We start from the raw sequence: 11795 nt of genomic DNA on the forward strand, positions 1-11795 counted from the left end.
TCTATGCCATTTGATTTTATAAATAGTCATTTACAAGCGCGCTGCGATAATGCACTTAATCGCACGCGCCACTTGATTGAGCATACAAGCGCACGCACAATCACCGTGGCTGATAAAACCTATATTAACTTTGCCAGTAATGATTATTTAGGCTTCGCAGAACAGCCCATAATGGCTAGTAAAACGTCAGCTCTTGGTAGCCACAGCTCAGCGCTGGTAACGGGGTATCAACAATCTCAATATCAGCTTGAACAGTACTTGTGCCACCAATTAGGGTATCAAGCAGCCATGCTGTTTAATTCTGGTTTTAGTGCTAATAGCAGTATAATTAAGGCATTATTTCAAGACAAAAAAGTGGCTCAGCACAGTGCGATTTTCCAGGATAAGTTAAATCACGCCAGTTTAATTGATGGTGCGTTGCATGCAAATGCCGCTTTAGTAAGGTTTAACCATAACGATATAAACCATTTACGTTCTCGGCTCGAAAAATCTAAAGCACAGCATAAATTGATTGTGAGTGAAGGGGTGTTTTCAATGGATGGCGATAAGGCCCCGCTGAAAGAGTTACTCACGCTTGCCAAACAACACAATGCATGGCTAATGATAGACGATGCGCATGGCTTTGGTACTTTAGGTAAAACAGGGCTCGGCAGCTGTGAGGCCTTTATTGCTGATGAACTAATGCCAGACATACTGGTGATCACCTTTGGCAAAGCAGCTGCAAGTAGTGGCGCGTGTGTTTTAGGGTCAGACGCGTTTATTGATTATATGCTGCAATACAACCGTGACTACACGTTTTCAACAGCGATGTCGCCGCTTATTGCGTGCCAAACATTAGCGCGTATTAAAGCGATAAGAAACGCGAATGAGCAGAGAAAAAAGTTAAACGCCAATATTACCACGTTTAAACATTTAGCTAGTAAGTACAATATATCTGTTCTTCCTTCAAATACGGCCATTCAACCCATTGTTTTAGGCTGCGCCGATCAGACCTTACAAGTTAGCGAGCAATTAAAACAACAAGGAATATGGCTCACGGCAATTCGCCCACCTACGGTACAGCATAATACAGCAAGGCTACGTATTACATTAACTGCGGCGCATACCGAAAGCGACATAGTTACATTAGTCAGCAGCTTACAAAAGGCTATTACATGATAAACCCGCAGGCGATTAATACATCTTTTAAAAAATCATCATTTAAAAATTCATCACCTATAAAAGAAGTAATAAAAGCACCCATTACGACTCAATCAGGTCGTTTAGCCTCAGAAGTATTAAAAGCTAATACTCAGCGTAGGTTTTCACATGCAGCAAATAACTATGTTGAGCATGCCAATGTACAAAAACAGGCTGCGCTCGACTTATTTAAATTAATCCCTGTAACACCCCAAACTAAAGACAAACTGTGCATTGATATCGGTGCAGGGCCACTTTGTAACACGAAAACTTTACAGAGCATGTTTAAGCAGGTGATTGCAATGGATTTAAGTTTAAATATGCTGCAAAGTAGTATGCTGACCGCGCCGCGTATTTGCGCTGACATGGATAATTTACCGCTACATGAAAATAGTATTGATGTTATTTTTAGTAATTTTGCGGTGCAGTGGTCGGCTGATTTTGAAAGGCTGATACAGGGAGTTTATAAAGCATTAAAATCAGGTGGGCAGGCGTTCATAAGTACGGTAGTTGAAGGCTCACTTCATGAAATAAAAACGGCGTTTGCAGTACTTGATCTTCACAGTCATATTAATCATTTTCAAAGTAAGCATAATATAAACCAATCGGTCGAAAAGGCAGGGTTTAAGATAAATAGTACCAAAACTGTTGTATATACCGACCAATTTGCATCTCCAATACAGGCTATTCGGTCAATTAAGGCTATTGGTGCCACCGCCCAAAACCAAACAACTCATCGCCCTGGTTTATTAACTAAACAAGCGCTACAAAGGGTATGCAATGCTTACCCGCTGATAAACAGTAAAGCGCATGTTTCTTACCATGTGTTATTGATGTCGTTAGAAAAGTCTCATTAAAAACAGCAAAAATTTAATAAAATACAAAGGCAGCGCATGCACTCATTTTTTATTACCGGCACCGATACCGACGCCGGTAAAACTCACGTAACTAGTTTGCTATTAAAATTGCTTGCTCAGCACAAAAAGCGTGCAATTGGTTTTAAGCCTATAGCCTCTGGCTGCGAAATGGCGTTTGATCAACTCGTTAATGCAGATGCCCTAATGTTAATGGAAAGCGCAACCGTTAGCGCCAATTACGATATTATTAATCCGTTTGCATTTTCACCGCCCATTGCCCCGCATATAGCAGCACAACAAGCGGGAGTGACGCTGAGCGTTGCAAAGCTAAGCGCGGCGTATCAAAATATAAAACAGCAAGAGGCTGATTACTTGTTTACAGAGGGCGCTGGTGGTTGGGCGTTACCCATTAATGATACTGAGTATTTATATGACTGGGTTAAAGCCGAGAAAATTCCGGTTATACTTGTGGTAGGGATAAAGCTGGGGTGTATAAATCATGCTATATTAACAGCCGAACATATGAAAAGTATGGGTGTAAACTGTATAGGCTGGGTCGCTAATCAAGTTGACTCTAATATGGCCGAGTACCAGGCAAACCTTGACTCACTTAAGCACCGTTTAACTTTTCCATTACTTGCAATAAGCCCGTATACCGAGCAAACACCTAAATTACAAATTTATAAAACCTTGCTTAAAGAATTATCGATTAATCCATAAATAACGCTTGCACCTTGACATAGTTTGTCATACTGCAGTGGTTGCTACAGCATGACAAACTATCAATCACTCAGCAATAAATGTTATTTTTGGAGAACTCGAATGAAACGTATATTTTTGTTTTTATTAACTAACCTAGCGGTTATGTTGGTATTAGGTGTGGTGCTTTCAATAATAATGAGTGTGCTGGGTCTGAGCCATCGTAGCTTAGGCGGCATACTACTTATTGCTGCAGTATTTGGTTTTGGTGGTTCGTTTATTTCGTTATTTATGTCGAAATGGATAGCTAAAAAATCAACCGGTGCACATGTTATTACTCATCCTCGTAACGAAACCGAACAATGGCTTATTAATACCGTAGCGGCGCAAGCTAAACAGGCCGATATTAAAATGCCAGAAGTCGCTATTTACGACAGCCCGGAAATGAATGCATTTGCAACGGGTCCAAGTAAAAAAAATTCGCTGGTGGCAGTAAGTACAGGCTTAATGCACAACATGAACCAAGAGCAAATCGAAGCGGTACTTGCGCACGAAGTCTCACACATTGCGAATGGCGACATGGTTACGCTTACACTAATACAAGGTGTAGTAAATACTTTTGTTATTTTTGCTGCAAAAGTATTGGCGGGAATAGTAGATAACTTTATTAACAGCAATGAGGAGGAGGGCGGCAGTAGCTGGACTTATTTCCTATTTGATATGTTATTTCAGGTATTATTTGGTGTACTTGCAAGCGTTGTGGTGGCGCATTATAGTCGAAAACGTGAATTTGTTGCCGACAGAGGCGCTGCAAAATTAGTCGGTGGTGACAAAATGCGCTCAGCACTTGAGCGTTTAAAGCAAAACCACCCATCGCAATTAAAAGGTTCAATGATGGCATTTGGTATAGCCAGTGGTAAAGGTATGGCTGAGTTATTTTCATCTCATCCATCGCTCGACGCACGAATAAACGCACTACGTTAAGTAAAAGCCTTATTTGATAAAGTATTCTAAAAAGCCAGCGCTTAAGCTGGCTTTTAACTATGTGCAAACTTAAATATTATTGAGATTGAATAATCTCAGTAATGCCTTCGGCTGATAATATCTCAATCCAGTAACCGTCAGGGTCCTTAATAAAGGCTAAGCCTTTCATTGAGCCATCGTCTGGCTTTTTAACAAACTCCACATCGTATTTTGCAAACCGCTCGCAGGCGTTATATACATCGGGTACGCTAATACCAATGTGGCCAAAACCTTTAGGCTCTTGGTTGCCACTATGATAGCCGGCAAAACTGTCGTCATTTTCAGTGCCCCAGTTATGGGTGAGTTCAATGAGTGCAGGGCGGCGAAATACCCACTCTGTTTTAGTTTTATCATCACCCTTTGGTAGTTCTTGCTCATAGCCTAAAAAGTACAGGGTAAACTCCATATCAGGAAAATCATACTTACCTAATAGTTTCATTCCTAAAACATCTTGATAAAACGCTAATGAAGGTTTTGGGTCTTTAATACGTAACATCGTTTGTTGCATTACGTAGCCTTGTGTAGATTCTGCAACTTGTTCTGGCGATTCGTTATAGTTAGACATAGTGGTACCTTAATGAGAATTAAAAAGCGAAACTGTATGTGATCCATTGTTACTGCATGATAATCAACACCAAGCTAAATTAAAACCACCTGCTGCAATGCAGATTCTATTACGGTGATATTTTTATACAAAAGTGCTTAAACTAGCATTTACTAAGTTTATATACAGTACTTTGTGTGAGAGCGAAGATGCATTGTTTTATAAAATTACTTTAATACAAAAATGGATAACGATAATAATAGTGACCCTATGAAAATGAACGAAGCGTTTAATAATCCCCCTCTCTTTGTGCTGCTGCGCTAGTGTCGATTTCAGATAAACTGGGATTTACACCAGAAACACTTAGAGCATGGGTCAAGCAGTCTCAAGCTCAATCGTCTAAAACATTTTTTAACACTTAATCTGAAGCGCGAGAATAAAGAGCTTAAGTCAACGAATGGTATCTTGAGGAAAACCGCTGCTTTTTTCGCCCAAGCGGAGCTAGACCGCAAACTGGTGTCGAGTTAATTTGCAAGGAATTACAGATTGCACCATCAAGGTATTATTCCCATAAACAGATGAAAACAGAGCCTGAGCGCCTTTCTAACTGAGCAGCCAAATCAGCTTTGGGTACCTGATATTATATATGTTGCGACATGGAGTGGCTTTGTTTACGTCGCTTTCGTGATCGATGTTTTTTCACGGTACATTGTAGGTTGGCGTGTAGAACTTATTTTTGATGCGTTAGAGCAAGCTATTTAGCACATAGTGGCAATCCCGAGGGGTTAACTCACCATAGCGACAGAATCTGTCAATATTTGTATGTAATATACACAATTCGATTCTCTGAAGCTGGAATTCAAGCGTCTATGGGAATGTAGGTGGCTCTTTTAACAATGCAGTGGATTAAACGATTAATGGTTTATTTAAAACAAAAATTATTTACAGGAATGGCCCGTGGAAAAATGCTGATACTGTTGAATATGCAACCTTAGAATGGTTGAGTTGGTCTAATAATCAACGGTAATACTCTTCAATTGGGTATGTTTCACCAGCTCAATATGAAGCAAACTTCTATGATAATTTAAACCAGTCAGGTAAAGTGGCCTGACTTAAACAAACTGGTCTCCGATGAACTCGAGACGATTCATATCATTTTTTATTTTTAGGAGAATTCTTGCGCAATTATCGAGGTAGCATCGCTGGTTTTTTGGGAGGAATTATATATGCAATTATATTTTATTACCTGTTTTCGATTGGTGAAAAATATTCAGTTAACTTTTTAGAGTTTGTATCAATTGCAATGTTAGTTATTTTTCCTATTTCAGTCGGAATTATAACGGTACTTTTTCTTACAAAAGAACAGGCTTTAAATAAAAAAATCATATTATTACATCCTTGGCTCCCTGTTATAGGTTGGTCTCTTATTTCGATTTTACTAGCATGGGAAACAATAATTTGTATAGTTATGTTGTTACCATTATATCTACCATTGTCTTCTTTGGGGGGATATGTTGCAGGTTATGTAAGAAAAAATTACTGTGAAAAAACTAATGCAGGTGTTGCTTCATGCTTTGCTATTTTGCCTCTTATTATCGCACCAATTGAAAGGCCTTTAGAGTCACCGACTTTATTTTATTCTTCAAGTAACACGATTGCTATAAATGCACCATTAGATCAAGTATGGGCTGGAATACCTAATATACAAGATATACAGCCAGAGGAATTACCGTGGAATTTATCTCACTTTATTGGAATTCCTAAGCCACTATCAGCTACAACTACTGAGTTAAAGGTTGGTGGTCTAAGAGAGCTGCATTGGGAGCGAGGTGTTCACTTTCAAGAAAAGATCACTGAACTAGAGGTTAACAAAAAATTGGCGTACGAAGTTATTGTAGATCAAAAGTCTATGAGTATCGCAGAGCTAGATACTCATATCGTGGTAGGTGATAAATACTTTGATGTTCAAAGCGGCTCGTATGATCTTAAGCTTATTGACGGTGTAGCTTATTTGTCATTAACTACAAATTATAGAATGACATCAAAAGTAAATTGGTATGGTTCGTTATGGGCTAATTATGTGTTGGATGATTTCCACAGCTCTGTATTAAATCTAATTAAAAACAGAGTAGAAAAATATAACAACATGCCATAAGGTGGGCCGTAAGTACTAAACCTAATTTTCCACCGCAAATTTAAAAGCCAGCGAGTACTGGCTTTTTGAAAGCTGTATTTTTGTTATGATTACTTTGCACTTCGTGCTATTTGATTTGGTAGTAGCTCTTCGATAATTTCTCGTGCTGGCAGGGTGTATCTTACACCATCAAACATGACTGATGTAAATTCATCAATTGAGGTGATCCCCGTGAGTGTCCAGCCTTCTCCACGGTTGGGGCAATAAACAGTGGTTGTAGGTTGAATTACTTCAAATTCGTCGCTCATATTAGCTTATTATTTTCTTGAAAGTAGCGCTATGATAAGCCAATATTCGTTGTTCATAAAGAAAAACGAAGAATTTATTGTGCAGCATGAAATGTCAGGGTTGACAGATATTTCCCTCCGACTTGTTTCCCATAAAGATTGCCAAGCTATTTGGGATATCTTACAAAACCCATTGGTACAAGAATTTAACGATTACCCACTGACAATCACTAAAGGGGATGTAAGAGACTTAATTCAAGGTGATATTGAACGTGCCTATAAACTAGAAGGCTCACGTTTTGTTATTGTATTTAACTTAACAGGGCAAGTAGTCGGAAGTATAGGGCTATTTAATATAAATAAAGCGGCACAAAGTGCTTATGTTGGGTTTGAGTTAGCCCCTGAGTTTTTTGGTAAGGGAATAATGCATAAGGCAGTGAGCATATTATTATCTAAAACGGTTAAGCATCATGCCTATCAAATAAACACGGTGTATGCAGATGTAAAACCAGGTAATGCTGCGTGTATTGCGTTACTCAAAAAGTTAGGTTTTACTTTTAATAATAAGATATGGGAAAAGCTACTTTAATACGACTTACACACACCAAAAGAACACATCATACTAAATTGTATTTTATTTATAAAAGCGGAGTTGCTCTTAAAAACATTTAATAAAAGGGAAGTCGATTAGTATATAATTGTATTTGGTTCTTAAGTCAGAATGTTGGTCAGTTTGGTACAAAGTAGTTAACGCTTAAGGCAATATCTGCTCTTAGCATTATTTACAATTTTGTGGTTTTTTATTGTTTGTTGCACTGTCCATTCATGGAAAATAAGCGTTTAAAGTAATGAAACCTTTTGACTCAATGTATGTAGCATTAATTTAGTTGTAGGTTCTTGCTCTGATAATCCATAAAGTAGTGTCATGAAATAGCAGTCGAGTAAGATAGCGGCTTTTACTTTATTAAATTGTGGTTGGTCGGCAAATACTAATTCGCGCATCAAAGCAACTTGCTGCTGTTGAAAACCATCGGTGAAAAGTTTATTACTAAACAGTAGTCGGTAGAATGCTAAGTGCTGACAATAAAATTGAAAAAAATACTGGCCGTAGTGGGTTATCTTCATACGTGCTGAACGATGAAAGTCTGTTTCTTTTGCTTGCTTAACAACTGCTTCAAATCGTGTCTTTAGGCAATCGTGTAAAATATCCAGCTTCACTTCAAAGTGGCTAAACAAAGTGCCAGTCGCAATCCCTACTGATTGTGATATTTCTCGTGTCGAGGTGTTCTCGTAACCGTTATTAGTGAATAATTGCCAAGCATGTTGTAATATACGTTCCCGCGTTTGTTCTTTCTTTTTCATTTTATATCTCCTTGTATTTTAATTATAAAATAAAAAATGACTGCGCTCATTTTAATTTATGAGCACGCTCATTAAGTGTAGAAGCTATTTTGTGAATCGCAAAATTTTATTTTTTATTTGTTATATGTGCTTAAGCTAATCTTTCATGGCATGACGCAGTGGTTTAGTTTAAAATTGCGCGCAATATTATTTTGTTTTTACCCGTTGGAGGGTACCGCTATTATAAGTACAGCTAACATCACCATGCAATTTGGTGCTAAACCTTTATTTGAAAATATCTCTGCTAAGTTTGGTGAAGGAAACCGTTACGGTTTAATAGGTGCAAACGGCTGTGGCAAGTCCACATTCATGAAAATCCTAAGCGGCGAGCTTGAGCCATCAGCGGGTAATGTTAGTACTGATCCTAATGAGCGTGTCGCAAAACTTAATCAAGATCAGTTTGCTTATGAAGAGTATTCGGTTATTGATACAGTGATCATGGGGCATAAAGAGCTTTGGGCCATTAAACAAGAACGCGACCGTATTTATAGCTTACCTGAAATGAGTGAAGAGGACGGCATGAAAGTCGCTGATCTTGAAACCGAGTTCGCTGAGATGGATGGTTATTCGGCAGAGGCAAAAGCGGGTGAGTTGTTAATTGGTGTTGGTATTGGCACTGAACAGCATTTTGGCCCAATGTCTGAAATAGCACCGGGTTTTAAATTACGAGTGCTGTTAGCACAGGTATTATTCTCAGATCCAGATATCATGTTACTTGATGAGCCCACCAATAACTTAGATATTTATACTATCAAATGGCTTGAAGATGTATTGAATCAACGTGATTGCACGATGATTATTATTTCTCATGACCGTCACTTCCTAAACTCGGTCTGTACGGACATGGCAGATATTGATTATGGTGAGCTGCGTATTTATCCAGGTAACTATGATGAGTACATGTTTGCAGCAACTCAAGCGCGTGAACGTTTACTCAGTGAAAACGCTAAGAAGAAAAATCAAATTGCCGAGCTTCAACAGTTTGTTTCACGTTTTTCTGCTAATGCTTCAAAAGCTAAACAAGCCACATCGCGAGCAAAAAGAATAGACAAAATTCAATTAGATGAAGTTAAAGCTTCTTCACGTCAAACACCATTTATACGCTTTGAACAAGAAAAGCAGCTATTTCGTAACGCATTAGAAATAACTAACTTCAGCCAAGGATTTGAAGAAACGTTATTCTCAGGCCTTGAAGGGCTTGTTGAAGTGGGTGAACGTATTGCTATCATTGGTGAAAATGGTGTTGGTAAAACGACATTATTAAATACTCTGGCTGGAAAATTAGCGCCTAAGCAAGGTGAGTACAAATGGTCTGACAATGCAAACATTGGTTATTACGCACAAGATCATGCGAGTGATTTTGAAAAAGATATGAATTTGTTCCAGTGGATGGAGCAATGGCAACAAGAGGGTGATGACGAACAAGTTGTACGTAGCTTCCTGGGCCGTATGTTGTTTTCACAAAACGATATTAAAAAATCAGTGAAGGTAATTTCAGGAGGTGAGCAAGGCCGTATGTTGTTTGGTAAAATTATGATGCATAAGCCAAATATCTTATTGATGGATGAGCCGACAAACCATATGGATATGGAATCAATTGAAGCACTTAACCTAGCTTTAGAAGCATATGAAGGCACTTTATTATTTGTCTCTCATGACCGCCAATTTGTTTCATCTGTAGCGACCCGCATTTGGGAAATTAAAGATGGTAAAGTAATTGATTTTAGTGGTACATATTCTGAGTACTTAGCATCTAAAGAAAGCTGAACGACTTAACCGTTTGTAATTTACTAAAAGCCATGTATGTCATGGCTTTTTTATTGCCTGAAAGTCGCACTTTGGTTAGTTATCCGTGTATAATGCTCGCCATTAAATAAGGACAAAAGTCCGCAATTGCTTTATAAATTTATTTACTGAGGAGTATTTATGACTGTTGGCATTATTATGGGTTCTAAATCAGATTGGCCGACCATGGAACATGCGGTGTTAATGCTAGAAAAGTTTGGTATTGATTATGAAACCAAAGTTGTTTCAGCGCATCGTACTCCTCAATTATTAGCTGACTATGCAAGCTCTGCTGCAGAACGCGGTATTAAAGTCATTATCGCAGGTGCTGGCGGCGCTGCTCACTTACCGGGAATGGCCGCAGCTTTTACCTCATTACCCGTATTAGGTGTGCCAGTAAAATCAAAAACCTTAAATGGGGTTGATTCATTATTGTCTATTTGCCAAATGCCAAAAGGCGTTGCTGTAGGTACATTGGCTATTGGTGAAGCAGGGGCTGCAAATGCGGGCTTACTAGCTGCACAGATTTTAGGTTGTCAGCAACCTGATCTTTTTGCCAAAGTTGAAGCATTCCGTAAAGAGCAAACTGAGACAATTTTAGCAAACCCAAATCCTGCAGAATAATATGAATATTTTAATTTTAGGTGCAGGACAACTTGCACGAATGATGAGCCTTGCTGGCGCGCCTTTAGATTTAAATGTGGTTGCTTATGATGTCGGCAGCAAAAAAATTATGCATCCGTTGACAGGAGAGGTTTATAGCACAACTTTACAACAAGCTATTGCTGAAGCTGATTCGATTACTGCTGAGTTTGAGCACATACCGGATGATGTACTAACGCTTTGTTGCGAGAGTAATAAGTTTTACCCTGGTAAAGCCGCAATTAAAACCGGAGGTGACCGCGCGCTTGAAAAAGCATTACTTGATAAAACGAATGTTGAATGTGCGCCTTATCAGTTGATCACTCAAAAGCAGCATCTTATTGATGCTGTTGAAAAACTAGGCAAGCCTCTCGTAATTAAAACCTGTCAAGCTGGTTACGATGGCAAAGGGCAGTGGCGTCTTAAGTCGGATGATCAAATACCACAAATTTGGTCTGAAATGGCCGATTTTATAACCTCAGGTACCGACGCCGCCCCGCATACTATTATTGCTGAAAAGATGATCCCGTTTGATCGGGAGGTTTCAATAATTGGTGTTCGAGATAAGCACGGTAATACGGCTATTTATCCACTTACCGAAAATCAGCATACTAATGGTGTACTTACGTTATCAGTTGCAGGTAAAGAAAAATGGACAATTGAGCACCAAGCACAAGACGCCTTTAATAAGCTTGCTAACGAGCTTAATTATGTAGGTGTGCTTGCAATTGAGTTTTTTGATGTTCAAGGGCAACTATTAGTTAATGAAATTGCGCCTCGCGTTCATAACTCAGGACATTGGACTCAACAAGGTACTCACTGTTCTCAATTTGAGAATCATATGCGTGCTGTTGCGGGTTTACCTCTTGGTAATACTGAGCTTCAACGAGTAAGTGCAATGATAAACGTACTGGGTCAATCAAGCATTCCAGTAAATGTACTGACTACACCCGATGTGACTAGTCACTGGTATGGCAAAGTAGCTAAGCCTGGTCGTAAAATGGGCCATATAAATGTTTCAGCAAATAATCTACATCAGTTAGGTGAGCGGTTAGCTGAAATGGCTGAGATACTTCTAGAAAAAGATTACCCCGGAGTTGCGGCCACTAGTAAAGCGTTAACTCTTAACTAATAGAAAGAGCCGAGCTTAACTCGGTTTTTTATTACAACGTTACCGTGCTAAAAATTAAAAGAAATATGCAAACGCAAAATATTCCCTCATTTTTGTGACTACACTTGTAGCA

At 38.9% G+C, this 11795-nt stretch carries 12 protein-coding genes and 1 pseudogene; 10 read left to right on the forward strand and 3 right to left on the reverse strand.

The window, feature by feature from the left end; genetic code table 11:
- Nucleotides 1–3 precede the first annotated feature (3 nt).
- From ACT3S9_RS07230 to htpX, 4 genes are all read left to right on the forward strand, one after another.
- Nucleotides 4–1158 carry an aminotransferase class I/II-fold pyridoxal phosphate-dependent enzyme gene (locus tag ACT3S9_RS07230; RefSeq protein WP_441834785.1) on the forward strand — a complete coding sequence of 385 codons (1155 nt, stop codon included), beginning with the start codon at nt 4–6 and terminating at the stop codon, nt 1156–1158.
- The gene (locus ACT3S9_RS07235; protein WP_441834786.1) at nt 1155–2036 is read left to right on the forward strand and encodes a methyltransferase domain-containing protein; all 882 of its coding nucleotides are present in this window, start codon (nt 1155–1157) and stop codon (nt 2034–2036) included. Before ACT3S9_RS07230 ends, ACT3S9_RS07235 begins: the two co-directional genes overlap by 4 nt.
- A 36-nt stretch (nt 2037–2072) precedes the next feature.
- Complete coding sequence (gene bioD, locus ACT3S9_RS07240) at nt 2073–2756, forward strand: dethiobiotin synthase (RefSeq protein ID WP_441834787.1); 684 nt, start codon at nt 2073–2075, stop codon at nt 2754–2756.
- A 102-nt stretch (nt 2757–2858) separates the two neighbouring features.
- Nucleotides 2859–3719 carry a protease HtpX gene (htpX, locus tag ACT3S9_RS07245; RefSeq protein WP_441834788.1) on the forward strand — a complete coding sequence of 287 codons (861 nt, stop codon included), beginning with the start codon at nt 2859–2861 and terminating at the stop codon, nt 3717–3719.
- Nucleotides 3720–3795: 76 nt separating this feature from the next.
- Here htpX and gloA read toward each other — a convergent pair whose 3' ends face one another.
- Nucleotides 3796–4323, reverse strand: a complete 528-nt coding sequence (gene gloA, locus ACT3S9_RS07250) for a lactoylglutathione lyase (RefSeq protein WP_441834789.1) — start codon at nt 4321–4323, stop codon at nt 3796–3798.
- A gap of 402 nt (nt 4324–4725) precedes the next feature.
- On the opposite strand from gloA, the pseudogene ACT3S9_RS07255 reads away from it, so the two are divergent.
- Together ACT3S9_RS07255 and ACT3S9_RS07260 are read left to right on the forward strand one after the other, a co-directional pair.
- A pseudogene (locus ACT3S9_RS07255) lies at nt 4726–5326 on the forward strand (DDE-type integrase/transposase/recombinase); the annotation flags it as partial.
- Between the two features lie 153 nt (nt 5327–5479).
- Complete coding sequence (locus tag ACT3S9_RS07260) at nt 5480–6457, forward strand: hypothetical protein (protein WP_441834790.1); 978 nt, start codon at nt 5480–5482, stop codon at nt 6455–6457.
- A gap of 89 nt (nt 6458–6546) precedes the next feature.
- Here ACT3S9_RS07260 and ACT3S9_RS07265 read toward each other — a convergent pair whose 3' ends face one another.
- Nucleotides 6547–6744 (reverse strand): hypothetical protein, encoded by a 198-nt coding sequence (locus ACT3S9_RS07265; RefSeq protein WP_441834791.1) that lies wholly within the window; start codon nt 6742–6744, stop codon nt 6547–6549.
- A gap of 31 nt (nt 6745–6775) precedes the next feature.
- On the opposite strand from ACT3S9_RS07265, the gene ACT3S9_RS07270 reads away from it, so the two are divergent.
- Nucleotides 6776–7312, forward strand: coding sequence for a GNAT family N-acetyltransferase (locus ACT3S9_RS07270; RefSeq protein ID WP_441834792.1), 537 nt, complete (start codon nt 6776–6778; stop codon nt 7310–7312).
- A 251-nt stretch (nt 7313–7563) separates the two neighbouring features.
- Here the strand turns inward: ACT3S9_RS07270 and ACT3S9_RS07275 are convergent, their stop codons facing one another.
- A complete protein-coding gene (locus ACT3S9_RS07275; protein ID WP_441834793.1) occupies nt 7564–8085 on the reverse strand; it encodes a TetR/AcrR family transcriptional regulator in 522 nt (173 codons plus the stop codon).
- 219 nt (nt 8086–8304) lie between these two features.
- On the opposite strand from ACT3S9_RS07275, the gene ACT3S9_RS07280 reads away from it, so the two are divergent.
- The 3 genes from ACT3S9_RS07280 (at nt 8305) to ACT3S9_RS07290 (ending at nt 11683) form a co-directional block, all read left to right on the forward strand.
- Nucleotides 8305–9891: an ABC-F family ATPase gene (locus ACT3S9_RS07280; RefSeq protein WP_441834802.1), complete on the forward strand. Its 1587-nt coding sequence runs from the start codon at nt 8305–8307 to the stop codon at nt 9889–9891.
- Nucleotides 9892–10050: 159 nt separating this feature from the next.
- Complete coding sequence (purE, locus tag ACT3S9_RS07285) at nt 10051–10533, forward strand: 5-(carboxyamino)imidazole ribonucleotide mutase (protein ID WP_441834794.1); 483 nt, start codon at nt 10051–10053, stop codon at nt 10531–10533.
- Between the two features lies 1 nt (nt 10534).
- Nucleotides 10535–11683, forward strand: a complete 1149-nt coding sequence (locus ACT3S9_RS07290; protein WP_441834795.1) for a 5-(carboxyamino)imidazole ribonucleotide synthase — start codon at nt 10535–10537, stop codon at nt 11681–11683.
- Nucleotides 11684–11795 lie beyond the last annotated feature (112 nt).

Source organism: Pseudoalteromonas sp. AOP31-A2-14, assembly GCF_052378035.1.
Lineage (GTDB): Bacteria > Pseudomonadota > Gammaproteobacteria > Enterobacterales > Alteromonadaceae > Pseudoalteromonas.